This window comes from Hyphomonas sp. CACIAM 19H1 (assembly GCF_003325995.1).
In the GTDB taxonomy this organism is placed as follows: domain Bacteria; phylum Pseudomonadota; class Alphaproteobacteria; order Caulobacterales; family Hyphomonadaceae; genus Hyphomonas; species Hyphomonas polymorpha.
This window is the reverse complement of record NZ_CP016437.1, coordinates 2,651,929-2,677,056: the sequence shown is the minus strand read 5'-3', so window position 1 is coordinate 2,677,056 and position 25,128 is coordinate 2,651,929. Positions and strand designations below refer to the sequence as shown.

The 25,128-nt window shown below is 61.0% G+C and carries 17 protein-coding genes and 1 riboswitch; of the genes, 14 read left to right on the top strand and 3 right to left on the bottom strand.

What is annotated here, in order from left to right; all coding sequences use genetic code 11:
* Positions 1-4: 4 nt before the first annotated feature.
* The 3 genes from BBF93_RS19820 to BBF93_RS12360 all read left to right on the top strand — a co-directional run bounded on the left by BBF93_RS19820 (position 5) and on the right by BBF93_RS12360 (position 2,722).
* Positions 5-598 (top strand): SUMF1/EgtB/PvdO family nonheme iron enzyme, encoded by a 594-nt coding sequence (locus BBF93_RS19820; RefSeq protein ID WP_233349115.1) that lies wholly within the window; start codon positions 5-7, stop codon positions 596-598.
* Positions 591-1,589 (top strand): L-histidine N(alpha)-methyltransferase, encoded by a 999-nt coding sequence (egtD, locus tag BBF93_RS12365; protein WP_114106111.1) that lies wholly within the window; start codon positions 591-593, stop codon positions 1,587-1,589. The genes BBF93_RS19820 and egtD overlap by 8 nt, the downstream gene beginning before the upstream one ends.
* Positions 1,590-1,720: 131 nt before the next feature.
* On the top strand, positions 1,721-2,722 hold the full coding sequence (locus BBF93_RS12360; RefSeq protein WP_114106110.1) for a histone deacetylase family protein: 1,002 nt from the start codon (positions 1,721-1,723) through the stop codon (positions 2,720-2,722).
* Between the two features lie 72 nt (positions 2,723-2,794).
* On the opposite strand, the gene BBF93_RS12355 is transcribed toward BBF93_RS12360, so the two are convergent.
* The gene (locus BBF93_RS12355; protein ID WP_162786547.1) at positions 2,795-4,996 is read right to left on the bottom strand and encodes a TonB-dependent receptor; all 2,202 of its coding nucleotides are present in this window, start codon (positions 4,994-4,996) and stop codon (positions 2,795-2,797) included.
* Positions 4,997-5,779: 783 nt separating this feature from the next.
* Here BBF93_RS12355 and BBF93_RS12350 point away from each other — a divergent pair.
* From BBF93_RS12350 to BBF93_RS12330, 5 genes are all read left to right on the top strand, one after another.
* Positions 5,780-6,355 (top strand): RNA polymerase sigma factor, encoded by a 576-nt coding sequence (locus tag BBF93_RS12350; protein ID WP_162174023.1) that lies wholly within the window; start codon positions 5,780-5,782, stop codon positions 6,353-6,355.
* A 37-nt stretch (positions 6,356-6,392) separates the two neighbouring features.
* A complete protein-coding gene (locus BBF93_RS12345; RefSeq protein ID WP_114106108.1) occupies positions 6,393-7,412 on the top strand; it encodes a FecR domain-containing protein in 1,020 nt (339 codons plus the stop codon).
* Positions 7,413-7,597: 185 nt separating this feature from the next.
* On the top strand, positions 7,598-10,420 hold the full coding sequence (locus BBF93_RS12340; protein ID WP_162786546.1) for a TonB-dependent receptor: 2,823 nt from the start codon (positions 7,598-7,600) through the stop codon (positions 10,418-10,420).
* 78 nt (positions 10,421-10,498) lie between these two features.
* Complete coding sequence (locus BBF93_RS12335; protein ID WP_114106106.1) at positions 10,499-12,643, top strand: acylase; 2,145 nt, start codon at positions 10,499-10,501, stop codon at positions 12,641-12,643.
* A 21-nt stretch (positions 12,644-12,664) separates the two neighbouring features.
* The gene (locus BBF93_RS12330; RefSeq protein ID WP_114106105.1) at positions 12,665-14,209 is read left to right on the top strand and encodes a CRTAC1 family protein; all 1,545 of its coding nucleotides are present in this window, start codon (positions 12,665-12,667) and stop codon (positions 14,207-14,209) included.
* Positions 14,210-14,319: 110 nt separating this feature from the next.
* Here the strand turns inward: BBF93_RS12330 and BBF93_RS12325 are convergent, their stop codons facing one another.
* A complete protein-coding gene (locus BBF93_RS12325; RefSeq protein ID WP_114106104.1) occupies positions 14,320-14,859 on the bottom strand; it encodes a hypothetical protein in 540 nt (179 codons plus the stop codon).
* Positions 14,860-15,043: 184 nt separating this feature from the next.
* On the opposite strand from BBF93_RS12325, the gene BBF93_RS12320 reads away from it, so the two are divergent.
* Positions 15,044-17,437 (top strand): serine/threonine-protein kinase, encoded by a 2,394-nt coding sequence (locus BBF93_RS12320; protein ID WP_114106103.1) that lies wholly within the window; start codon positions 15,044-15,046, stop codon positions 17,435-17,437.
* Here the strand turns inward: BBF93_RS12320 and BBF93_RS12315 are convergent.
* On the bottom strand, positions 17,397-18,218 hold the full coding sequence (locus BBF93_RS12315; protein WP_233349114.1) for a sigma-70 family RNA polymerase sigma factor: 822 nt from the start codon (positions 18,216-18,218) through the stop codon (positions 17,397-17,399). The two genes, BBF93_RS12320 and BBF93_RS12315, sit on opposite strands and share 41 nt — an antisense overlap.
* Between BBF93_RS12315 and BBF93_RS12310 the strand changes: the two genes are divergently transcribed.
* The 5 genes from BBF93_RS12310 (at position 18,208) to cobW (ending at position 25,128) form a co-directional block, all read left to right on the top strand.
* Positions 18,208-20,376 (top strand): YadA-like family protein, encoded by a 2,169-nt coding sequence (locus BBF93_RS12310; RefSeq protein WP_162786545.1) that lies wholly within the window; start codon positions 18,208-18,210, stop codon positions 20,374-20,376. The two genes, BBF93_RS12315 and BBF93_RS12310, sit on opposite strands and share 11 nt — an antisense overlap.
* The gene (locus tag BBF93_RS12305; RefSeq protein WP_114106100.1) at positions 20,376-21,074 is read left to right on the top strand and encodes a hypothetical protein; all 699 of its coding nucleotides are present in this window, start codon (positions 20,376-20,378) and stop codon (positions 21,072-21,074) included. The genes BBF93_RS12310 and BBF93_RS12305 overlap by 1 nt, the downstream gene beginning before the upstream one ends.
* Entirely contained in the window at positions 21,071-22,816 is a 1,746-nt protein-coding gene (locus BBF93_RS12300) for a VWA domain-containing protein (protein WP_114106099.1), read from the top strand. The genes BBF93_RS12305 and BBF93_RS12300 overlap by 4 nt, the downstream gene beginning before the upstream one ends.
* Positions 22,817-22,820: 4 nt before the next feature.
* On the top strand, positions 22,821-23,522 hold the full coding sequence (locus BBF93_RS12295; RefSeq protein ID WP_114106098.1) for a hypothetical protein: 702 nt from the start codon (positions 22,821-22,823) through the stop codon (positions 23,520-23,522).
* A 52-nt stretch (positions 23,523-23,574) separates the two neighbouring features.
* Positions 23,575-23,788, top strand: a riboswitch (cobalamin riboswitch).
* Between the two features lie 287 nt (positions 23,789-24,075).
* The gene (cobW, locus tag BBF93_RS12290) at positions 24,076-25,128 is read left to right on the top strand and encodes a cobalamin biosynthesis protein CobW (RefSeq protein ID WP_114106097.1); all 1,053 of its coding nucleotides are present in this window, start codon (positions 24,076-24,078) and stop codon (positions 25,126-25,128) included.

Here is a 25,128-nt window from a genome sequence, read left to right as displayed (position 1 = left end):
TCTGGTGACGTGCGGCGACTGGCTCGCCTTCATGGAAGCGGGTGGCTATGAGCGCCCCGAATTCTGGCTGTCGGAAGGATGGGCCATCGCTCAGGCAGAGGGCTGGCGCGCGCCGCTATACTGGTCCATGCAGGCGCCGGGCCGGTGGACCCAGTTTACGCTCACCGGCGAGCGGGAAGTTCGCCCTCGCGAACCGGTCTGCCATGTCAGCTATTATGAGGCAGATGCCTTTGCCCGCTGGGCGGGCGCGCGCCTTCCCACCGAACAGGAATGGGAACGCGCGGCTGGAGAGGTGTGGCCGGAGAAGGGAACCTCGCTCCACCCCATGCCGGAACCTGCGGCGGCAGGGCCGGGCCCACAGCAGGTTTTCGGCGCCGTTTGGCAGTGGACGGCAAGCGCTTATGGCCCATACCCCGGTTTCAGGCCCCTGGAAGGCGCCGCAGGGGAGTATAACGGCAAATTCATGTCGGGGCAGATGGTGCTTCGGGGGAGTGCCTGCGTAACTCCGCCCGGCCATGCGCGGCTCACTTATCGCAACTTCTATCCGCCTGCTGCCAGATGGGCTTTTTCGGGGGTGCGCCTTGCTTCCGATGTCTGATCTGAAAAGCCCTGCCAATTTCCATTGGCACGACCGTGATCCGGGACCGGAATTGTTTTCCCATGCGGTTCTCGAGGGCTTGGGCCGGACGGACAAGGCAGTGCCGTTCCGGTTTCTCTACGACAAGACCGGATCAGACCTGTTCGAACAAATCTGCCGGCAGCCTGAGTATTATATTACGCGTACGGAGTTGTGCCTTCTGGAAGACAAGGCAGCGGAGATCGCAGATATTGCCGGTCCCAGCGTTCGTCTGGTTGAATTTGGTTCGGGAGAAAGCCGTAAGGGGCGCCTTCTTCTGGAGGCGCTGGAGGATCCGGCCGCCTACATACCCGTCGATATCTCTAAGGCGGCGCTGGGCGCGGCGGCGCGGCAGGCTGCGTTGGACTATCCCGGCCTGCCGGTACATGCTGTCTGGGCGGATTTCAGAACCGGATTCAGACTGCCCCTGCCAGACCAGGGAAGGATCGCCGGCTTTTTCCCCGGATCGAGCATCGGAAACTTCACCCGGCCACAGGCACGCCACTTTCTGGCCGGCTGGCGCGACTGTCTGGGCGCAGGGGGCGCCATGATCGTTGGCGTCGACCTCATCAAGCCCGTGGCAGAGCTTGAGGCCGCCTATGATGACCGGGCGGGCGTGACCGCCGCATTCACCCTGAACCTTCTGCGGCGCATCAACCGCGAACTGGATGGTGATTTCCAGCTATCAGCCTTCCGGCACGAGGCACACTATAATCCGTCCACCTTCGCCATCGATATCCATTTGGTCAGCCGGTGCCGGCAGACGGTGACGGTATGCGGGCAGGCATTCGATTTTGACTGCGGTGAAAGGATACATGTAGAATCATCGCACAAATACGATGTTGAAGGGTTCCAGGCGCTTGCCGAAGCCGCAGGGTTCAGTCCGCAGGCGGTCTGGACCGATAAAAACCACCGTTTCAGCATTCACTTCCTGACCGTGGCAGAAATCTCGCCCAGCCCGGTTGACGCCTAAGGGCAAGGCGGATGGAGTCTGGCCCGGGGCGTGCCCTTTCCAGTGAAGTTTTGGCCTGTCTCGTCATGGCGGCCAGCCTTGGTCTCGGCTAACCTCTTCTGCTTGTCCCCATCACGATGCAGGAGTGCGCCTTGATCGTCTATTTCGACCCCCGCCAGACCCTTCATGCACCCCTGCGCGAACTCCACAATGGAGAATGGGTTCCCTACAATGAAAAGCCTGATCGTGTGAAACACATTGCCGGCCAGTTCCCGGCGCTTGAGGCACCGGCCGATCATGGTATGGAGCCATTGCTCGCCGTGCACGATGCGGGGTACCTGGAGTTTCTGCAGACCGCGCACAGCCAATGGCTCGCCGCCGGAAGGACAGGGGATGCGATCGGCTATACCTTTCCGGTCGTCCGCCGGCGGATCGCGGATCTCGTCCGCATCGATGCCAAAATGGGCCAGTTCAGTTTCGATGCGTCGACCCCGATTACGGCGGATACCTGGAGCGCCGCCTACTGGTCTGCGCAGTCTGCCGTGGCGGCCGTGGCCCATGTCCAGGAAACTGGCGCCAGGAGTGCCTTTGCGCTCTGCCGGCCGCCAGGTCACCATGCCGGCCGTGATTATATGGGCGGGTACTGCTATCTGAACAATGCTGCGATCGCGGCCCGCCACGCTCAACAGCTTGGCCGCAAGCGGGTCGCGATCCTCGATATCGACTATCATCACGGAAACGGAACGCAGGACATCTTCTATGAAGATCCCGACGTGCTGTTTGTGTCGATCCACGCCAACCCGCAAACAGACTATCCATTTTATTGGGGGGATGCAGATGAATGGGGCGCTGGAGGCAGCAATCTGAATCTGCCATTACCGCATGGAACAGAGATAGACGCTTATCTGAAAACGCTGGGCATTGCGCTGGAGGCGATTTCCAACTGGGGCGCAGATTTCCTGGTGCTGTCTTTTGGCGCCGACACTTTTGAAGATGATCCGATCTCGAACTTCAGGATACTGCACAAGGATTTCGCCACCCTCAGCCAGGCCATTGCCGGCCTGTGCCTGCCGACCGCTATTGTCATGGAGGGCGGTTATAATGTGGCGGCGCTGGGAGACAATGTCGCTGCTTTCATCAGGACATTTGACTAGAAACGCCGGACAAAAAAGAAGCGGCGGACGTGGGAGGAAACGTCCGCCGCTCTGTCTTGGGTGATGATCCGGTCAGTTGAAATTGTACCGAAGAGACATCCCGATGCTGCGTGGCCGGGTTACCGAACCCGCAAAGGCAAAGGGCGCATTCAGGATTCCATATTCATCAAGAAGGTTCTTTGCGAACAGGCTGAGCTGGACATTGCTCGACACGTCGAAGGAAGCATTGAGGTCGAAGATATGGTAGTCGCCCTTTTCCAGGCTGCCGGCAAAATCCACCGGGGCTTCGGAAAGGTAGCGGTGGTTCAGGGACACGAAGGGCTGCCAGGGAAGCGTGTCGAACCGGTAGGAAGCAGTGTTTGCGATGGTCCATTCCGACGCGCCCGGAAGACGGGTTCCAGCGGGCGCATTCTCACCGGGCAGCAGGCTGGAAAGGCGGGCATCATTGTAGGAAATGCTCGTTGACAGATTGAGCTGCTCGGTGGCCGCAATCGTGGCAACCAGCTCTACGCCGTCAATTTCGGCGCCGCCGCCATTCACGGTGTAGGCCCTGTAATCGCTGGTGAACAGGCGGGCCTGAACGTCTTCCCAGTCGATGTGATAGACGGTGGCATCCAGGAAAATCCTGTCATTCATCAGGTCAATCCGTGCGCCGATCTCATAGTTCTTGGTGGCATCGCTGCCAAAGGCCAGCGGAAGATCGGGGGAGGCCACCGAATAGACGTTAACCCCACCAATCCGGAAACCCTCAGAATAGAGAGCATATACCATTATGTCATCGTTGGGGGTGTAGGTCAGCGAAACCTTCGGCACAAAGCTCGATTCCTTTCCAGCCGGAGGCTGGTAATCGAACGGGTCGATAAGGTTTGCGTTTGGCAGATAAGTCAGACGCGGGCTGGATTCGTATTCGAACAGACGTCCTCCCAGCGTAAGCGAAAGCTGATCAGAGAACGCATATTTGATTTCACCGAACAATGCCTGTTCGGTCACCGAATTGGAGCTGACCGTCCGCTCTGACAGGTCGCCGGGAGCCAGGAGACTGCCGGGTTGATTGTTGAACTCGGCCGGATTGGCGTCGATATAGGCGGCGATGCCTTCCAGATAGAGCGCGTCAGTATTCTCGGACTTGAGTTTCGTATAGTTGGCCCCGACAATCCATGTCAGCGGGCCTTCATCCGGGGATGTGAGGCGGACTTCCAGATAGTCGGTTGTCGACTCGCCCGAGCCGGACGAGAGAAGAGGGGTGTTTGTGCGCGGGTCGTTGCCGCCGAAAATCGAATAGTCGAATGCCAGGTCGGCGGACTTTTCAACATAGGATCCCACGACGGTCAGGGTTGCAAAATCAAACTCCTGATCCAGACGCAGACTGTGAAGCGTGAAGTCCGTATTCTGATATTCTGCAACATTGGTGGCGCGTTCAAAGGTTTCCGGATCCGCGCCAAACAGCACATATGTCTGATCATCAAGGGTGTATTTCTGATACATGCTCAATGCGGAAATGCGGGTCGTCTCGGTCGGTGTGAAAACGACAGAGGCGCGCAGGCCATCTACACCCAGATCGTTGCTGCCGTCTTCCCCCAGGAGCGTATTGTCAAGGTAGCCGGAGTCGAAGCGTTGCAGCCCCACCAGGCGGATGGCGAGTTTGTCCTTGATCACGGGCAGGTTGATCATGCCCTTTGCGGCATAGGACAGTTCGTCCACGCCCTTGGTTGACGCGATCATGCCTTCCAGGCCCGCCTCCATTCCGCTCGGGTCGGCTTCCTTGGCAACATAATTGATGGCGCCGCCGAGGGAGGACGAGCCAAACAGTGTGCCCTGCGGGCCGCGCAGAACCTCGACGCGCTTCAGGTCGAAAGAGTCAACGTCCGGAATGACCAGAGGGAAGCCGGGCTCGATCAGCGGGATTTCGTTGAGATAGTAACCCGTCGCGGTCTGGTTGGCCTCATGATACGTCGTCGAGGCAACGCCGCGGATCACTACTTCCGACACCCCGGGTTGATAGTCGTTGAATACGACACCTGGAATGCGCGTGATATAATCGGAAAGGCTTTGCGCGTTCAGATCCTGAAGCGCCGATTCTGAGAGCGCGGAAATGGATCCTGGAACTTCTCTGAGCGACTGTTCCCGCTTGGAGGCCGTCACCAGAATGGTTTCGTTGACCAGCGCAGATTCCGGCTTCTCCGCTTCCTGGGCAATGGCAAGGCATGGAAACAGGCCGATTGCCAGAACAGAGCAACTGGCGAGGAGTGGTACTTTCAAGGTCTTGATGAGCATGGTCTTCCCCGTGTTGAGACACATTCACAATGGTTTGCAAATTGGGTCTTTGCTCTTTCACGGGGGTCAGATGCTAACTGTGGTGGGCCAATCCCTGGGCTTCGCCCTGAACGGGGGCGGCAAAAAAACTGGAGGTCTTGGGACATCCTTTGCGGGCCGGGCGCCAAAAAATTCCGTAAGCGGATATATGGGATTGTAAAACAGGTACGCGATGGCGCGGAACCCGCTGCGTGCCAAATTCATAGGCGATCCTGCTCAACTTGTTTGCGTTCCGGGTGGATGCGGGAGCGATTATTGTGGGACACATTTACAATTGAAAGCTGATGTGGAAGTTGTGAGCGATGCAGGCTAAGATGTCCACCTAAGCTTTGTGCGGGGTGTCTGGGCGTCAGGTGCGGTGTTGAGGCAACACTGCCCGTTGGGTAGGTTTCACAGGCAATACGGAAGCCCGGTTTCCTGGGGGATGACAGGTTGGCCACTGGTCGCGGTGATCGATCCAGTCCGGGCGCGCTTTCATGCGCCCGAAGCGAAAGCACCGCCAGAACGCCGGGGCAGGGCCGCCGCCAGGAAATAGAGTGATCCCTATCCGGAATATAATGGCCGGTGATGTTTCATGGGTTGGTCACGAAGACCTCGAGGCATGGAAAATCCGGCAATTTGGGATACTCATTGACTGGATTATGCGCAGAGGGCAGCTTCCAAAAGTATATCCGGTGCGAAGCCTTGATGCGCAGCAGCAACAGGGCCACGCATGTCAAATGTGGAACAGATGCGGGCGTGGACGTGAGCAATTCACCTGTGGGGTCTCTGCCAATAGACCAGAGCGGCCGGCCAGCGCCATCGGGCGGTAGCCGGTCACAAGCGGTTGCCGTCGAGGAATTGTACCGGACCTACTGGAAGGATCTCTGCCAGCAGCTCCGGAGGGCATTTGGCTCTGGGCCGCCCGAACCCGAAGATGTCGCGCAGGCTGCCTTTGCGCGGTTTGCCGAGCTTGGTGAGGCTGTGCAGGTCCGCAATCCACGGGCCTTGCTGCTGGTGACGGCACGCAACATCGTCCTGGATCACAAGCGCCGGAATGGGCGCCATGCCGCCTATGCCCGGTCGATGCAGGCTGAACTCCTCAACGCAGGTCAGGATGATATTTCGCCCGAGCGCGCCCTGCTGGATATGGAGCGGCTCGAGATTGTCAGGCGCGCCATTGATCAGTTGCCGCACAAGCAGAAAGTGGTGCTCAGCCTCCACAGGCACCGGGGATATACCTACCAGCAGATTGTCAAGGAAACGGGTTGGTCATATGGGGATGTCTACCGTCAGATGGAATCGGCGCTTGCTTCGCTCTCCGCAGCGTTGAAAAACTGATCAGAATACTAACCGGCCGGGGGATAGGCGATCTGACGTGAATCAGGACAACTGCAAGGAAAACCGGATAGAGGCGGCCGCCCGTGGTTGGGCGGTCTATCTGCATTCCGGCGATGCGCGGCCAGAGAAGATCGCAGAGTTCAATGCCTGGCTCGCCGCAGACCATGTCCATTCACTTGCCTTCCGGCGCTATGAAAAATTGATGAGCGATCTGGCGCTGATCCCGGAGCTGGGCGATGTCGAAATCGCCCCCGGGCCAGTTCCGGCGCCTGCGTGGCGCCCACTCGTTCACCGGCCTCAACAGCTGATGGCGGCAATTGCCTTGATGGTAATGGTTGTGGGCGGCGCGGTGATTGGCTTGGGTGTCTCCTTGCCCGGTTCGTCTGTGGCTGATCCGGCCTATGAAACGATGATTGCGGAAATCCGCGATATCCATCTGGCTGATGGCAGCGTCGTGACGCTCGGCGCCCGCTCCCGTATCGAACCGGCGTTTACCGAAACGATGCGCATCGTGAAGCTTCAGGAAGGGGAGGCCTTCTTCGATGTGGCGTCGGATCCGGCGCGTCCCTTTTACGTCGAGGTGGGGGACCGCCTGATCCGCGTGGTGGGAACGCGCTTCGATGTGCGCCAGGGGCCCGAGACGGTAAGGGTCGCGGTAGTGGAGGGGGTTGTCGAAGTGCTTCAGGCCGAGACGCCGCAACAGGCCGAGGCGTCCCGCGAGGTCATAGAGAAGAACGTGCTGCGGGCCGGCGATGAAGTTGTGGCGCGCATCGGATCTTTGGAGGCCATGCTCGGCGCCATAGAGCCGGCAGAGGCGGCGCCCTGGCGGCGCGGATGGCTGACCTATGAAAACGCCAGCCTCGCCGAGATCGTGTCGGATGCCAATCGCTACAGCCGCCGTCAGATCATCCTGGACGAAGAAGGTATCGGCGATCTGAGGATGACAGCAGCCTTCAGCGTGGAAAAGATCGACCAGTTCGCTGCGGGTCTTGAGGTGACCTATGGTCTGGTGGCGGATTATTCGGACCCCGGCAGGATTGTTCTGAGCGGTTCGTAACCCCCGCAAAATTCCCAGGCGCGCTTAAAAGTTGGGTGAGCCCTGCTTAAAACATGCGCATATCCGGGCGCATGTAAGAAACATTCAACGCAGAACCTCATTTATTTTGGATAATTGCCGCTGCACGCTCGTCCTCATTCATGAGGGCCGCCTGCAGGGGGCGCCCGTATCGGGGTTACACATACATGCGCAAGACGCTTCCTCCACTTCTCCGGGTCAGCCTGGCGAGCGCAGTCTCGGTGACTGCTTTGCAATTCGCGGCGGCTTCCGCCCAGATAGCCACCAGCTCACCGGCGGCATTTGAGATCGAATCCCAGTCGCTGGCCAAGGCGCTGGTGAAGTATTCCGAACAGTCGCACATGGTAATTGTGGCGCCTGTGGAACTCGTGAGTGGCAAGACATCTGCCGCTGTTCAGGGCGTGTTTCCGCCCGAGCAGGCCCTGAGTAACCTGCTGACGGGTACGGGCCTGACCGTTCAGACACACAAAAGCGGCGCCCTTACGCTCCAGCTCGCCTCGGTCGAGGAGGGCCGCAGCCCGGCCCGCCCTTTAGTGATGGCCCAGGCGGCGACGACCACGACGCCGCCACCCACACCGGCACCGGCAAATAGTCCTGCAGAGGACAGTGTCAGCGTCCAGGAAACAGTCATTGTAACCGGCGTGCGCGGCGCGCCGCGCTCGATCATCGACAGCCCGACACCGATCGATGTGTTTTCGGCCGATGATATCCAGCAGGGCAGCCCCACGGGCGTTTTTGAATCCCTGCGGTATCTGGTGCCGTCCTTTAACCTGCCGACCCGCGCAGGCGGTGGCACGGCCACAGTGATCGCTACCGGCGGCCTGCGCGGCCTGAACCCCGACCACACCCTGGTCCTCGTCAACGGCAAGCGCCGCCACAAGACGGCGCTGATCAACTCGGTCTCGTCGCTTTATAACGGCGCTGCGGGCGTTGACCTCAACATGATCCCGTCCTCGGCGATTGCGCGTATCGAAGTGCTGCGCGATGGCGCGGCGGCCCAGTATGGATCCGACGCTATTGCCGGTGTTATCAATATCATCCTGAAGGACAGCCCCGAAGGCGGCGAGGCTTCAGTCAGCTTCGGCGAGAATTTCGACCGTTCGGACGGTGAGTTCCTGACCGGCTCTCTCAACCAGGGCTATGCCATCGGCGAGTCCGGCTTTGCGCATTTCTCTTACAGCTATATGGATCGCAACGCTTCCAACCGCGCCGTGCCGATCGCCGATTCGGTAAATCTTTATCCGCTGCTGCCCGGCAATGTGCGCGATCCCCGCGAAGCGACGATTGACCGGCTCGTGACGACGAATTACGGCGCCTTCCCGCAAACATCCCACACCTTCGGCCTCAACCTTGGCTATGAAACAAATGGCGTCGAACTCTACGCCTTTGGTACTTATGGCGCGCGGACGTCCGTACTCGACTGGTCCTATCGGGCGCCCAACAACATCGCCTCCCTGCCGGAGGTTTATCCCAACGGCTTCCGGCCGCGTCTCACGATCTATGAAGACGATTTCGAGATCGCCGGAGGCGTTCGTGGAAATTACAATGGATGGGATTGGGATCTCTCTTCCAACTACGGCACAGACATCACCGACTGGGAGAATGACAACGGCCTGAATGCCAGCCTTGGCCCGACGAGCCCGACGCATTTCGAAGTCGGCCGGCTGATCTCCTCCGAATGGGTCAACGCGTTCGATGCGACCCGCCCCTATGATCTTGGCAGCTCCGGCGAACTGCAGGTGTCTTTCGGCCTCCAGCATCGTCTTGAGAAATACGAGATCGAGGAAGGCGACGAACCCAGCTGGGCCGCGGGCACCTATGTGCGTCCGGTGGGTCAGCAGTTCGCCGGGCAATTGCAGACTCCCGGCTCTCAGGCCACACCCGGCTTCCGTCCGGATGATGCCGGCTCGATTGATCGCAACAACCTGTCCGTCTACGGTGAACTTGGCTGGAGCGCGACCGACAAGCTCTTTGTCTCCGGCGCGCTGCGATTCGAGAGCTTCGATGACGACGCCGGCGAAGAGCTGATCTACAAGCTCAACGGCCGGTATGAACTTACCGACTGGCTAGCGGCGCGGGCCTCCTACAACACAGGCTTCCGGGCGCCGACCCTGGCCCAGCAGGCCTATTCCTCCACGACGAGCCAGTTCCGCGATCTGGACGGGGACGGCGAGAATGAGCTGCTGCTTCTGAAGAACCTGCCGGTCAATTCTGCGGCCGCTATCGCCCTGGGGGCCAGCCCCCTCGTGCCAGAGACCTCGGAAAATATCAGCTTTGGCTTCACACTGACGCCGCTGAACAATCTGGCGATCACCATCGATGCCTACCGGATTGATGTGGATGACCGGATTGCCGTGACGACGACCTTCTCGTCGCTCGACGCCCGGATCCGGGATATTCTTACGGCGAATGGCCTGCCGGCAGAGATCAGCGGGCAGTACTACACCAATGCCATCGATACGCGAACGGAAGGTATCGATGTGGTGGGTACCTACACGCTGCCGACGGACAGTTTTGGTGATTTCGCCTTGAAGGCCGGTTACAACAAGAATGAAACCGAGATCACCGGCATCATCGAAAATCCTCCGGAACTTGCCGCCCTGGGGAATGTTGTGATTTTCGACCGGAGCAAGCAGAACGCCCTGACCACCGCCATTCCGGATTCCAAGATCACGCTCGGGCTGGACTGGACTTTCGGCGGCTTCTCGGCAAATGCGCGCACCACTCGGTTTGGTTCTTATACCGTCCAGAACGCAACCAATCCGGCTGCAGACTATGACGTTGATCCCGCATGGATCACTGATCTGGAGATCGGTTATGCCATCAGCGAAGCGTTGAGCGTGTTTGCCGGGGCCAATAACGTGTTCAACGAATATCCTCAGGAGATTGCAGCGCCCGGATCAACGACGGGATCGAACATGTACAACACGTTCGCGCCTTTCGGCTTCACGGGCGGCTCCTGGTTCGTTCGTGGTGTCTATAAGTGGTAAGGTGAGGTATATGGCCCGGCACATCGCTGCCGGGCCATATCCATTCTGCAGGCAGATAAAATTGAGAGGATTTGAGGGATGAAACAATTGAGGTTAGCTGCGGCCGGCTTGCTGGTGATGGCCCAGCTCGGGCTCGCAGGATGCGCAAGCGGCGGAGACGCCGCATCAACCCTCGCCGAGGAGAGCGCGCCCGCGCCGCTTCAGGCCGAGATTCTCTGGGATACCTATGGCGTGCCGCACATCTATGGTCCGGATGCCGAGACCGTATTCTACGGCTATGGCTGGGCACAGGTCGCCAGCCACGCCAACACGGTGCTGCGCCTCTATGGCGAAGCGCGTGGCAAGGGCGCCGAATATTGGGGCGCTGAGTATGAAGAGACCACCAAATGGCTCGTCATGAACGACGTGCCCGCACGCGCGCAGCAATGGTATGATGCCTATTCGCCGGAGTTCCGTGCAAAGATCGATGCTTTCGCCGAAGGCATGAACTCCTATGCGGCTGCTCATCCCGAAGCGATTGACCCTGAACTCGCCATCGTCCTTCCGGTCAGCGGCGTGGATGTTGTCGCCCATGCCCACCGCCTGATGAACTTCATCTACGTTGCCTCGCCCGGCCGGGTGGCAGGGGAGGGCGATCCGCCCGAGCTTTCCGAGCAGGGCTCCAACACCTGGGCTGTCTCGGGCTCGAAGACGGCATCTGGCAATACGCTGCTGCTGCAGAATCCGCACCTTCCCTGGGGAACGGGATATTTCATCTATTACGAAGCCCACCTCACAGGCCCCGACTTCGAAATCTATGGTGCCACACAGATCGGCCTGCCGGTCATCCGCTTTGCCTTCAACCAGCAGATGGGTATCTCAAATACCGTCAACGGAATGCTGGGCGCCACCACCTATCAGCTGACGCTGCAAGACAATGGCTATCTTTTTGACGGAGAAGTGCTGCCCTTCGAGGTTCGCGAAACCGGATACAAGCTCCGCCAGGAAGATGGCAGCCTGCTGGATGTGCCCGTCTCAGTGCGCTCCACCCTTCATGGCCCGGTCTTCGACAAGCCCGACGGCACGGCGGTTGCCCTGCGCGTTGCCGGCCTCGACCGGGGCGGCATGCTGGAACAGTATTTCGACATGGTCACCGCCGACAGCTACGCGGATTTCGACGCCGCGATGAGCCGCCTGCAGGTGCCGACCTTCAATATCTCCTACGCAGATCGCGACGGGCATATCGAATACACCTTCAACGGCATCGCGCCTAAGCGCGCTTCGGGTGATCTTGCCTTCTGGCAGGGCCTCGTGCCGGGCGATACGTCCGAATATCTCTGGACGGAGGTTCACCCCTTCGAAGATCTTCCGCGCGTGACAGATCCCGCGACCGGATTTGTTCAAAACTCCAACGATCCGCCATGGGAGGCGACCTATCCTGTCGCCTACAAGCCGGAAGACTTCCCGCCCTATCTCGCCCCGCGCACGCCGCTCTCCATGCGGGCCCAGGAATCCATCCGGATGATGGCGGAGGCAGAGAGCCTCACCCTGGACGATTTCGTCGAGCTGAAGCTCTCCGCTGATGCGCTGATGGCGGACCGCGTACTGCCTGATCTGCTGGCCGCTGCCGCCAATGATCCGGACCCGGAGATGCAGGTTGCCGTCCAGATCCTGTCCGACTGGGACCGCACATTCTCCAGCGATAATCGCGCCGGCGTTCTTTTCGAGGAATGGGCAAAACTCTTTTCCGGCCCGCGCATGACCGGGCAGGCAGGCTTTGCCGTGCCCTGGTCGGCGGATAATCCGATCAACACGCCTTCAGGCCTCAAGGACCCGGCTGCTGCCGTCGAGCAGCTGCGAAAGGCAATTGCGTCGACCAAGGAGAAATATGGGCGGATCGATCCCGTCTATGGCGAGGTGTCGCGCTTCATCCTTGAGGATGTGGATGTGCCTGGCCATGGCGGTTTTGGAAACCTGGGCGCCTTCCACGTCATCACCTGGTCGGACCCGAACGGCGAAGGCGTGCGCACGCCCACGCATGGGGAAACCTGGGTGGCGATGATCGAGTTTTCAACGCCCGTGAAGGCCTACGGCCTGATGAGCTATGGCAACTCCCGCCAGCCCGGCACCGCCCATTACAGCGACCAGCTGGAGATGCTCTCGGAAGGAAAATATCGTGAGCTCTGGCTGCTGCGCGATCAGGTCGAAGCCAATCTTTCCGAACGCACGCCGCTCAATCGTTAATCCGATAACGGAACAGAAATCATGCGATATCGTCTGAAATACCTGCCGGCCGTGCTTCCGCTGCTGGCGGCGGCCTGCGCGGCAACGCCTGAAGCGCCCCAGCTTGCCGAAACCGTGCCTGCTGCTCCGGCAGCCGAAGAGACCGGGCCGCTGTTGCCCTTCGTCCCGGTCCAGCCGGAGCTCTTCGGCGAGGCCGGCTCCCTCTCCAATGCCTGGGCCGATTTCGACGGCGATGGGCAGCTTGATCTCGCCGTCTCCGTGAAAGGCGGCGCGATCCGTCTCTACAAACAGGATAGCGGCGTCTTCACCAGCGTCGGCGAAGCCCTCGGCCTGCCAGTGTCGGGCCCGGAATTCCGTGGCCTGAGTTGGGGTGACTTCAACGGGGATGGCTATCCGGATCTTATGGCCGGAGCCACTTCGCCGGAAGAACTCAGCCGCGTTTTCCGCAACGAGTCCGGGCAGGGGTTCACCGATGTTGCCGCCGAGATTGGCCTGACGATCCCCGGCCGCTCGGCCCGTCAGACCAACTGGGTCGACTATGACAATGACGGCGATCTGGATGTCTATTCGGCAAACCGCGCCGGGGGGAACAAGCTTTATCAGAATACAGACGGCCTGTTCACCGAAGTCTTCACCGGCGAAGGCCCGAGCGATCCCCGCCCCACGGTCGGCGCTTGCTGGTTTGACTATAATCAAGATGGCAGGATTGACCTCTTCCTGACCAACCAGTCCGGCGCCGAAGATGCCGTCTGGCGCAATGATGGCGTGGGTTTCACCGATGTTGCCGCTGAGATCGGCATCGAAACTTCAGGCCGCACGCAGCAGGAAGGCGGCGTCGGCTGCGCTGTCGGCGATTTCGACAATGACGGCCTGCTCGACGTCTATTTCATCAATTACGGTCCCAACAAGCTCTATCGCAACAAGGGTGACGGCACGTTCGAAGATGTCACCGAAGCCTTTGGCGTGGCAGAGCCCGATCATGCCGTGGGCGGCGACTGGGGAGACTTCAACAATGATGGTCATCTCGATCTTTTCGTGGTCGGCTATGAAGGACCCTTTGGAGAGCAGGTTCCGGTCAACTATCTCTATCTGAATGATGGCCAGGGCGGGTTCACCAATATCCTGCCCCTCGATCACCCCATGAACGCGGGCGATCATGGCGCCATCTGGGTGGACTATGATCAGGATGGCGGGCTCGATCTGTCGCTGACCGATGGCTATGGCCCGGAGGGAGGGCACTTCGTCTTCCGCAACGAACTTTTCGGTATGGCGGCGGGCCGCGCGCTCAATGTCATGGTGCTGAACAAGGCCGGAACCGGTGTTGTTCCGGGGGCGGAGGTCCGTCTTTATGATGGGGCTGGCAACATCCTCGCCACGCGGCTGGTGCATACAGGCGGGGGCTACAACGCCCAGAGCGCCATCCCGGTGCACTTCGGCCTGAAGGACCTCTCGCCCGTCACGGTCGAGGTTACCTTCCTGACAGCCGAGGGCCGTGTGACCCAGACCGTATCCGGTGTCGATCCTGCCGAGTGGGCCGGAAAGGCATTTGCCGTTCAGCAGCAGTGAACGGCGAAGACAGCCCTGCCTTCGCCAGATTGCGCAGCCTTCCGGGACACCGTGTGTTCAGAGCAGCGGTGTCCCGGATAACTCGCGGGTCAGGATAATCCCGGAAATTGCTATTTAGTCCGCAGGGAGCGGACAATCGGCGCAATGCTGAAGCTGACCGGCGCCGGGCAGGGGCCGATCTTTCCTTCCATGCCGACGCCTTCGCGGCAACGCACATTGCCGATGACCAGATCGAGCACTTCACAGCGGCCGCTGAGTCCTGTCGGGCCGATCTGTCCGCCGAAATCAGTGTAGCCGGTAATTTCCATGGTGAGGGCGTCTTCTCCGGAAAGCAGCGCGCTGACAGCGCCCGCCTCGCCGCGGCGGCCGCCAATATCGGCGTAGAGGGTGAATTGCTCGCCGCTGGGGTTCTCCAGGCTGGGGTTGAGCATACAGCCCGCGTCGAACTCGGTGGTGGCGTTGATGGTCACCGCGATGGCGCCTTCAGTGCCGGGTTCCACGATCCGGGACGGACTGCTGGCGGGCTCGGAGGGGCCTTCCACCTTCCTGCCGCTGGAGGCGGAAGCGCCGGTGGTGCTATCTCCGCACGCTGTCAACATCAGGGCAGCGATGAGGAGCGCCGGCGCTCCAAATGCGGTTGCCTTTGCCATTCTGTCTCTCCTTTGTTCAGTGCAGATGTGCCTGCTTGAGAGAAAGAACGCAGGGCCGGAGCCATTCCGGACATTCGGGAAAAAGATTCCCCGCCAGCCTGGATTTTTCAGGCCCGACGAACGGAAATGTTTGAATCCACCGGCAAAATGGTGAACCATTCCTGCGCGCCGCGGGAAAGAGCGAATGAATCATAATATGCCGAACTGGCCGCAGGTGGAGGCGCTTCTGGATGCGGCTCTGGAATTGCCCCCTGAGGAACGCGCTGTTTTCGTGCGTGCACAGACGGAAGATGCCGCGCTGATCGCGGAGGTGCTCTCTCTCCTCGATTTCGCCGGCGACAGCGAGCAGTTCCTTGAGCCCCCCCTGATGGGAGAGGAGAGTGCCTTGATGCCGGTGGGCGCGCGGCTGGGCGCCTGGCGTATCGATTCTGTCATCGGGCGCGGCGGGATGGGCACTGTTTACCGCGTGCATCGCGCAGATGGCCTCTATGAGCAGGAAGCAGCGCTCAAGCTGATGCAGCCGCTGGCGCCAGAGCATTGGGCCCTGTTCGAGAGCGAACGCCAGTTCCTGGCGCGGCTGGAGCATCCCGGCATAGCGCGCCTTCTGGATGGGGGCGGCGGACCGGACGGGCGGCCATGGATGGTGATGGAATATGCCAACGGGGCCCCCATTGATGTATGGGCACGTCAGCAGGATGCCGCGCCGCGAGAGATTGTCGCCATGGTCGTGCAGGCCTGCGAAGCGATGGTGCATGCGCATGGCAAGCTGATCGTTCATCGCGACATCAAGCCATCGAACATTCTGATCGATGAGGCCGGCCGGGCGCGGGTGATCGATTTCGGCGTCGCCCGGTTGGCTGGCGGCGATGAGCTGGGCACAGCGCCGCTCTCGTTGGACTATGCGGCCCCCGAGTTGCTCGCCGGTGAACCGGCCACCGCAGCCAGCGATGTCTATGGCTTGGCCGCGACCCTCTATGCATTGCTGGCAGGTCAGCCGCCGCTCGCCCTGTCCGGGGCACCCGTCCAGACTGCCGCCCGCCGCGCAGCAGAAGAAATGCCTGTGGCGCTCTCAACGCGCACATCGAAGCCGGGCAGCGCTCTGATCCGCGATCTTGATGCGGTGCTGGCCAAGGCGCTGTCCAAGAAGCCGGCGGACCGGTATCCGTCAGTGGACGCGTTCCGGGAGGATTTAACCAGAGCGCTTGCCGGAGACGCGGTGTCAGCGCGTCTGAAGGAACGGGGTTATGCGACCGGCAGGTTCCTGTTGCGCCGGCGGTGGCAGGTGGCGGCGGCAGCGGCCCTTGTGGCCAGTCTTGGTCTCGGCCTCAGCGCTTCGCTCTGGCAGGCACAGGAAGCCCGTATCGAGCGTGACACAGCTCTGCGGGAACAGTCGCGCCTCGAGGCCGTCCAGCAATATCTCTATTTCATGCTGCGCGACGCGGCAGATACCGCTGGCGGCACAGAAACCAGCGCGCGGGAGATTCTCGAAACGGCGGCGGGCCAGGTGACAGAGATGTTCGCCAATGATGCGGCCAAGGGAGGTCCCGTCATGCACACGCTGGCGGAGCTTTACCTCTATCTCGGCGACTATGAGGCGGCAGCGCCGCTCCTGAAGCGCATCGTTGAGGCGTCTGAAACAGAGCCGGGCGTGCGCGCGGCGGCGCAATACGACCTGGCGCAATATCATCTGCGTACAGCAGACCTTGAGGCGGCCGAGGAACAGCTGACACTGGCCCAGGAATTCTGGAACAGGGATGCTGCACTCTGGCGGCGGCGGTTGGTGGATAGCCGGCTGGTGGAGGCACGGATTCTGCGCGACAGGGGGGATATAGAGGGTGCCATATCCCTGCTTCAGGCGCACCTGCCTGAGCGCGTCCGGTTAAGCGGCGCACATCATCGGCATACCGGCGTATTCCATAACGACCTTGGTGTCATGCTGACGGCTGCAGGCCGGCGGGACGAGGCCGCAGCAGCGTTTCGCCAGGCGCTGGAAGTGTGGCGGGTGGCCGCGCTCGACAATAGCCCGGACGCCCTCAACACCCTGAACAATCTCGCCGCGATTGAAACGCTGTCCGGAAGGCCCGAAGCGGCCGAGCCTCTGTTCCGGGAGGCCGTCTATCTGCGTAGGGCGTTGTATGGGGCCTCAGCGGCGACGTCTGCCTTGCTCAACAATTACGGCAAGACGCTGCTGCGGCTTGGCCGGCCGGAAGATGCGCTGCCCTATCTTCGCGAAGGGGCAGACATGGCCCTCGAACATGCCGGGCCGGGCAGCATCCACTATGCCTCTGCCATTGCAGGGGTCAGTGAGGCACTCAGCGATGCGGGGGAACAGCTCCTGTCATTCCGTGTCGCGGAGGATGGCTATACGCGCGTGACCGAAGCTGTCGGAGAGGCCCATCCGGCCGCCGGCATTATCGCGATCATGATGGCGCGGGCCTTTGCAGAGAAGGGCGACACGCAGCAGGCGGCCGGTCTGTTGGCGCAGGCAGAGCTGGCATTGGCGCCGCTGGGCGCAGGCGCGGCCAGCCAGATGGAGGTTATTCGGACCCTGCGGGACCGTTTTGGCCTAGTTCCGTAAGCTCAGGCGGCTCAATCGGCGTGCCTGACAATTCACGGTAAAGCCAGGCGCGGGCCTTGATCCAGTCACGCCTTATGGTGCGGTCTGTCACGCCAAGAATGTCTGCCGCCTGAATTTCGGTATATCCGCCAAAAAACCGAAGTTCGACCACCTCAGCCAGGCGAGGGCTGAGCTTGCCCAGCCGTGTCAGCGCCTCATCCAGTTCGACCAGGCGTTCGTCGCTTTCCCAGAAAGGCTCAATGTCATCTGTAAGCGGATCTATTTTTCCAGATCCCCTTTTTGTTGCAAGCCGTGCCCGCGCATGATCGATAAGAACTGAACGCATGGCGATTGCAGCAGCGCGCAGGAAGTGCTGATCGTCGAGAAAGTTTTCCTTGCGGCGCAGTTTCAGCCAGGTCTCGCTGACCAGCGCCGTGGTTTGCAGTGTGTGTCCTGCGCCAACACGGCGGCGCTCGCGCCGGGCGACCCGGCGCAGATCTTCCCACAATGCCGGAACGAGCCTGTCTGCAGCGGCCAGAATCTCTGGCGGCCGTCCAGAACCTTGATTGTACATCAGAAAAGGCACCCTCCGCAGCGCCGTCCCCCGACCCACACTCACGATTATACGTACCAGCGGAATCGCTAAAGGCCAGAAAAAAATCATCCCGGATTGTGAAAGCTCCGCGCAGGCCATGTCCGGTCTGAGGCTGGCATCCCGTTCTGGCTTTTGAATGCGCCCGAAAAATCGCGGCCCATCCGTCACGAGCCTTAGGGGAACAGGAGTTATCTCAATGACAGCCATCAGCCGAAAATCTGTATCCGGACGCAACGCCCGCTGGGCGGTGGGCGCCTCTCTTCTGGCCGTTGCGCTTGGCGCCGCGCAGGGCGCTCAGGCACAGGGGCGCGTCTGTCTGGACGGTTTTCCGCCCGAGGGATCGCAGGATGGAGAGGGCAATGCCGCGTGCGAAGAAACCTCAAGCGCTTATGGTTATGACAACCTCGCCGACGGTGTTTGGAGTTCCGCTTATGGGAATGGCAATACGGCCCTGGGGATGGTGAGTAGCGCTTTCGGTGCGGGCAGTGAAAGCTTAGGGGACTATAGTAGCGCGTTTGGCTACTTCAATACGGCGGCGGGCAGATACAGCGTAGCTTTGGGCGCTGATAATGCGGCTGACGAAACCAATGGGGTGGCGGTAGGACGGAATAACCGTGCCGCTTCCGAGTATGGTACAGCCATCGGCTCCAACAACTTTGTATCAGGCGACTATGGTGCGGCGATCGGCAGGAGCAATGACGCCACAGGTCTAGATTCAATAGCATTTGGCGCAGGCAACATTGCGACCGGTATACGGAGCTCGGCCTTTGGGTCTTCCAACTCTACTATCGGCGCCAACAGCTCTGCGTTCGGATATGTGAATACAGCAACCGGTTTTCAGTCCGTGGCGCTAGGGGCGTTCAATGGCGCCAGTAGTTTCAATTCCGTCGCAGTTGGCGGAGAAAACGTTGCGAACGGTGAAGAAGCTCTCGCTTTTGGCTGGTTCAACTATTCAAATGCGCTGGAAGGGGGCGCGTTTGGTAGCAGGAACACTGTGGATGCCATTGGTGGCAACGCCTTTGGCCGTCTGAACTCGGCGTATGGAGAGTATAGCTCTGCTTTCGGCAATGGTTCGGCCGCTATCGGCAATGCCAGTAATGCGTTTGGTTTCATCAATTCGGCCAATGGCGACAGCAGCAGTGCCTATGGTTATTTTAACTCCGCCAACGGAGATCGCAGTGTCGCGTTCGGATTTCTGAACATTGCTGGCGCCGAATACAGCTCTGCCTTCGGGGTACGGTCAACCGCAACGGCGTTGGGCGCGACGGCCATAGGCTATGAAGCCCTTGCCGACCGGGAGTATTCGGTCTCTATCGGCTCGGACGGCAATGAACGTAACCTGATCCATGTGGCCGATGCCATTGCTGCGACCGATGCTGTAAACCTGCGTCAGCTTTCTGCGGCGATGGCGACTGTGGCTGGCGGCGGGGCCAGTGCAGACCTGACGCCAATTGCTTTGGCGTTAGGCGGCGGGGCGGCCTGGGACCCAGTTTCGGCGACGTTTACCTCGCCTACCTTCTCCGTTCTCGGAACGAATTATGGCAGCGTCACCGGCGCGATCAGCGCCATCAGTTCGCAGCTGGGCACCAACACCACCGATATCGCCGCTATCAATGCCGGCGGCGGTGGTGGCGGGCCGAATGCGGCGGAAATTGCCGCGCTTCAGGCCCAGCTCACGACGCTGCAGACAGCACTTCAGGACGCCGCCACGCAGTTGGCTAATCTGCAATCGGGCGCGACTGTTGGGACGACCGGCGCCTCTGACGCGCTGGCCCTTGGCGCGGCCTCCAATGCCAGCCAGGCGGGCAGCACGGCCCTCGGCGCCGGCGCGCAGGCAACGGGTGCTCAGTCTACGGCCATTGGTCAGGGGGCGATTGCTGGCTTCGACAATTCCGTGGCCATCGGGCAGGGCGTAGAAACCACCCGCGCCAATCAGGTGGCCATTGGTTCGGCCAGCAACACTTACACACTTGCAGGGATCAACTCGGCAGAGAGCCGCGCCGCGCAGTCCGGCCCGGTTTATGCGGTCACTGCAGATGGTGCGGGCAACCTTGCCACTATGGACATGGAGCCCTGGTTTGCGCGGGTGGACGGGCTGGAAACCTCCGTCCGTCAGACGGGTGAGCGGTTCCGTAAGCAGGCCGATGGGGTCGCCATGGCAATGGCGCTCGGCGGCGCGCAGGTGCTGCAACCTGATCAGGAATTCGCCGTTTCGGCCAATCTTGGCTATTTCGACAATTCCAGCGCGGCAGGCTTCGGCGCCATCGGCAAAGTCCGTGAAAACGTCTTCGTCAATGTTGGCGTTGGCGCGGGCCTGCGCTCCGGCCAGGTAGGTGGCCGCGCCGGCGTGAGCTGGGGGTGGTAATGGTTCAGGCTGTGGGACGTACCCTGACGTTCTCCGCCTGCGCGTTTCTGGTGCTTACCGGATGCGCGCAGGCGGAGGACAAACCCTCCATCGCCGAATTCATTTTCGAGCAGCTGGGCCCGCAATCTTGTGAGCTGATGCCCGCGGAAATGACCGGTCCCCGGCTGAGGGAGATCACGGCTGCCAACCCCGATGCGCCCGTGGCGCGGGGGCAGTTCAGCGGCGGCCTTGAGGGGGAATTCTTCGGCGGCAGCGTGTTTGGCGCTGATGCGGAAGGCGGCTTGAATGCTGGTGTGCAGGGGGCAATTGTCGCCGCGGCGGAAGATGACGTGTCCTATCTCTGCCTGGTGGCCGTTGCCCTCGGAAACGGGGTTGCCGATGGAAGCGAAGTTCCCATCGTACCGGAAGCGGACATGGACGCGGCCGCCGATGGGAGTTTCATCGCGGCCTACCAGATCTGGGATCGGGATGAGGCAGGCAGTCCGCGCCGTCTGGCGATCAGCACGGCCTCCTCGGGAAGCGCCCGGCTGGTCCTCAACGAGGCCGGCCGGCTGTCAGGTTCGATTGATGTGGAACTGGCCAATCCTTCCGGCGGCCCGGAGGGGTGGACCGCCACGCTCACTATTCCAGCTGCCGAAAACATAATCTCGCCCGTTCTGCGCTTCTCGCGCGTCGGGGCAGAGGAGGGATCAGAATGAAAATCCGTATGCCCCAATGGCTCCCCAGCCGGCGCCATGCGTTACGCGCAGGCCTTTCTGCGGCTGCGATCCTGGCTGTCAGCCCGGCTCTGACCGTCCAGGCGCAGGAGGCCGAGAGTGCCTCCGTCCTGATCCTTGATGCTTCGGGCTCCATGTGGGGCCAGCTCAAGGGCGGCACGACGAAGATCGAAGTGGCGCGCGATGTGATGGGAGAATATTTCCGTACACGCAACGCGGCCGAACCCCTCGGTGTCATCGCCTATGGCCATCGGCGCCGGGGCGATTGCGCGGATATCGAAGTGATTGCGCCCACCGGCGTACAGGACGCCGCAACGCTTTCCTCCCGCGTCAACCAGATCCGGCCCAACGGCATGACGCCGCTGACAGACGCCATCCGCATGGCGCGGACACAGATTCCGAAAACTGCCGAGCGGGCAGATATCATCCTCGTCACCGATGGCCTGGAAACCTGCAAGGCGGACCCCTGCGCCTTGGCCGCGGAACTCGCTGCAGAAGGCATCGAGATCCGCGCGCATGTGGTGGGCTTTGGCCTGACCGAGCAGGAAGCATCCGCGCTGGCCTGCATTCCGGAGGCAACGGGCGGCCTGTTGCTCCGCCCGCAGACGGGGCAGGAGCTGTCCGACGCGCTCGGCCAGATTGCGGAGGCCGAGCCCCCGCCGCCTACGCAGGCCTTCTTCGATATCGGACCGAAGGCAGAAGCGGGGTATACGTACAAGGTTTCCTACAAGGGTACTGCCAAGGGTAGCGACTATGCCGGCTTTACCCGGCGGGGCGCGCCGGCGCCGCCGACCAGCGTATCCTACAGCGTCATAGGGGGCGCTTCCGACAAGGGCAATAACCCCTTCCACGTGACAGCGCCTTCTGAGCCGGGGGAATATGACCTTATTCTAGTGTTGCCTTCCAGAGGGGTTGTGGAGCGTCAGCCGATTGAGGTTGTTGCCCCATCCAGTGGTTTTGATGCGATCGGAACGGTCGCGCCAGGCAAGCGATTCAATTTCACCTGGAGAGGCCCCGATCAGGGCAGCCAGCGGATTGTAATCGCCAAGCCGGAAGATCCCGGAAAGGTCTATACGAACAGCTGGGGCTACGCGCTCCACAAGAACGGAAAGATGGGCCTGACGGCGCCTGCCGAGCCAGGTGTTTATGAGCTGCGGTATTTGTCCAGCAGCTACGAGATCCTATTCTCGCGCAAATTTGGCGTCGGTGTGCCTTTCCAGGATGCCGCGCAGCCGACCAGCGCGGAACTCTCCGCCCGCGCGGCTGCGGCTACGCAAGGCGCAGCCACGCAGGATGATATACCCCTTGTCAAAGCCAGCTTCCGCCTACCCAAAGGCGCGTCCGGCGAGGCGGTTTCCTGGTCTGCCATTCCGCTGGATGTTCCGGCAACGGATGTCTGGGCTCCGCCGCGGAAACAGGTGGCTGCAACCGGCGAGTTTGAGCCCGGCCGGTATGAGGTATCCGCAGTCAGCGGCAAGGGCACCGAATACCGCGCGGTGGTGGAAATACTTCCCGGCCAGGCAAATGATTTCACGCTGACGCTGGCCGCTACGGGCAGCGGGCCCGCAACGCCTGTGGCCCAACCTGCCTCACAGGGCGGGGGCGGCCAACCGGCGGCCAGCCCGGATGACGCCATGAAGCGCCTCTCCGGCACGCCGATGAAGCGCGGCGCGCTTTCCCGCGCCGAACTCGAAGCCTTGCTTGATCCTTCCAGGGAGAACTAGACCCATGCGTATCATATTCGGACTTGTTGTCCTTTTCTTCCTGGCGCTTCCGGCGCGTGCGGAATTTGTCATCGCCAAATGCTCCATGGCGGGCGGGTGCCAGTGCAGGCTGGCGGATCTCACCATCGCCGATATGGAGATGATCACCGGCGAGAAGATGCCGGCAGGCGCCAAGGACATGACAATGGTGACGGTGCCGGGGCGCGATCCTTACCGGACGCGGGCCGACCGTACAGAGATCAATGTTGCCTATGGCGGCATGGGGCAGTGTGATGTGCAACTGTTCGACGCGATGGCCCCCGAGGATGGCAACTGGACCATCCAGATGGCGGCAAGCGATCTCAGCGCCTGCCCGATGCTCAAGGGGAAACCCATGAATACCGGCGGGATTACAAGTGCGACCCGCAATATTCAGTGGGGCGGAAGTTTCCACCCATCCAAGCTTGCAGATGCCGGCAATGCATCTCAGCGCTGGAGCAAAGTGGGCGAAAACAGCTGGCGCGGAACCATGGTCGATGACCAGCGCGCTGGGGGCGGCGCAAGCGTTGTGCAGGGATATACGCTGGTCACTCCGCGCCTTATTCGGGGATATTCGCTGTTCACCTTCAACATCGACATGCCGCCAGAGCAGGCTGCCATGATGGCATCAATGGGAATGCCCATGAACTGCCGCAGCTATACTCCCTTCACCGCGCGAAAGAACTGAAGAGGTCTTTCGCGGCCTTCCGGAAATCTCTGGACAGGCGCGCGCGCCGCGCCTACACGAAGGTTCTGACGGTTCCCCTTTATTGGGGGATTAAAACGGGAATGCAGTGAGGAGCGTTAGCTTTGAATCTGCAGCTGTACCCGCAACTGTAACCGGCGAGCTTTGCCGCGATATGCCACTGGGGCGCCTGATAGGGTGTTCTGGGAAGGCGCGGAGGAAGCGATGAACCGGGAGCCAGGAGACCTGCCGTCAAATTGTCGCCCCTCTTCCGACCGGGTCTAGTCGGCAGAGCGGAACTCCGTCGTGGCGACAGTAGTGATTGGCTGACGTGTGAGCGTCGGTAAGTTGCCTGTTGCTGTCCTGCGGCAAGGGGTGGCTTCCGTCTGCCATGCGTCCTGAGCCCGGCTGCCGCAATGCTGCCGGAGGGGAGAGTGGACAGGATGGTTCGCTTCGCGAATCTGGTTCTCCGCCATAATCAGGCGGCGCTGCTGCGCCGTCTGCGCGTGCTCTCAGCTGATCGATCCCCCCATCTGATCGCTGCGAAGGCATTGCCATGACTGACACTTCCGCCCACACGGGCAAAATTCCGGCCACCGTAATCACAGGCTTCCTCGGTTCAGGAAAAACGACACTCATCCGCCATCTGATCGAAAATGCCGGTGGCCGCCGCATTGCCCTCATCATCAACGAGTTTGGGGACGTCGGCGTAGACGGCGAAATCCTGAAGGGCTGCGGTGTGGAAAGCTGCAGCGAGGATGACATCATCGAACTGGCCAATGGCTGCATCTGCTGCACCGTCGCCGATGATTTCCTGCCCACCATGCAGGCGCTGATCGAGCGGGACATCCCTCCGGACCATATCGTCATCGAGACCTCCGGCCTTGCCCTGCCAAAGCCCCTCGTCCAAGCCTTCAACTGGCCGGAAGTCCGCACCCGCGTGACCGTCGATGGCGTGGTGACGCTTGTGGATGCCGACGCTGTGGCGCAGGGGCGATTTGCCCATGACGAGGACGCCCTCAGCGCCCAGCGCGCGGCCGACGAAATGCTGGATCATGACAGCCCGCTGGAAGAACTTTTCGAGGACCAACTCCATTGCGCCGATATGGTCGTGCTGACCAAGGCAGACCTGGTTTCCGCGGATGCGCTTGAAGATGTCCGCCGGAATTTGACCGCACATACACGCCCCGGCGTGCATTTCGTTCAGGCCGAGAGAGGAAACCTCCCGGCCGATACGCTGCTCGGGCTGGGAATTGCCGCCGAAAACGAGATCGAGCACCGTCATTCGCATCACGACGCGGAAGGCGAAGACCACGATCATGATGACTTTGACAGCTTCGTCGTGAACTTGGATTCTGTTCCGTCAGCGGAAGTTCTTGCCCAGCGGATCGCCTCGCTCGCCAAGGCTGAGGAAGTCTACCGGGTGAAAGGATTCGTGCCGGTGGAAGGGCGTGACATGCGCCTTCTGGTACAGGCGGTCGGCCCCCGGGTGAACTGGCATTTCGACAGGGCCTGGAAGGAAGCCGAGCCGCGCGCGGGGCGGCTGGTTGTCATCGGCGCTTCGGGTTTCGACCGCGCCAATGCCGAGCGGATCCTGAAGGGCGGCTGA

What these genes read in the sequence shown, in the direction of transcription:
- egtD (WP_114106111.1), top strand. Translation starts at nt 591, where the DNA reads ATGTCTGATCTGAAAAGCCCTGCCAATTTCCATTGGCACGACCGTGAT.
- BBF93_RS12355 (WP_162786547.1), bottom strand. Translation starts at nt 4,996, where the DNA reads ATGCTCATCAAGACCTTGAAAGTACCACTCCTCGCCAGTTGCTCTGTT.
- BBF93_RS12340 (WP_162786546.1), top strand. Translation starts at nt 7,598, where the DNA reads ATGCGCAAGACGCTTCCTCCACTTCTCCGGGTCAGCCTGGCGAGCGCA.
- BBF93_RS12335 (WP_114106106.1), top strand. Translation starts at nt 10,499, where the DNA reads ATGAAACAATTGAGGTTAGCTGCGGCCGGCTTGCTGGTGATGGCCCAG.
- BBF93_RS12330 (WP_114106105.1), top strand. Translation starts at nt 12,665, where the DNA reads ATGCGATATCGTCTGAAATACCTGCCGGCCGTGCTTCCGCTGCTGGCG.
- BBF93_RS12325 (WP_114106104.1), bottom strand. Translation starts at nt 14,859, where the DNA reads ATGGCAAAGGCAACCGCATTTGGAGCGCCGGCGCTCCTCATCGCTGCC.
- BBF93_RS12320 (WP_114106103.1), top strand. Translation starts at nt 15,044, where the DNA reads ATGAATCATAATATGCCGAACTGGCCGCAGGTGGAGGCGCTTCTGGAT.
- BBF93_RS12310 (WP_162786545.1), top strand. Translation starts at nt 18,208, where the DNA reads ATGACAGCCATCAGCCGAAAATCTGTATCCGGACGCAACGCCCGCTGG.
- BBF93_RS12315 (WP_233349114.1), bottom strand. Translation starts at nt 18,218, where the DNA reads ATGGCTGTCATTGAGATAACTCCTGTTCCCCTAAGGCTCGTGACGGAT.
- BBF93_RS12305 (WP_114106100.1), top strand. Translation starts at nt 20,376, where the DNA reads ATGGTTCAGGCTGTGGGACGTACCCTGACGTTCTCCGCCTGCGCGTTT.
- BBF93_RS12300 (WP_114106099.1), top strand. Translation starts at nt 21,071, where the DNA reads ATGAAAATCCGTATGCCCCAATGGCTCCCCAGCCGGCGCCATGCGTTA.
- BBF93_RS12295 (WP_114106098.1), top strand. Translation starts at nt 22,821, where the DNA reads ATGCGTATCATATTCGGACTTGTTGTCCTTTTCTTCCTGGCGCTTCCG.
- cobW (WP_114106097.1), top strand. Translation starts at nt 24,076, where the DNA reads ATGACTGACACTTCCGCCCACACGGGCAAAATTCCGGCCACCGTAATC.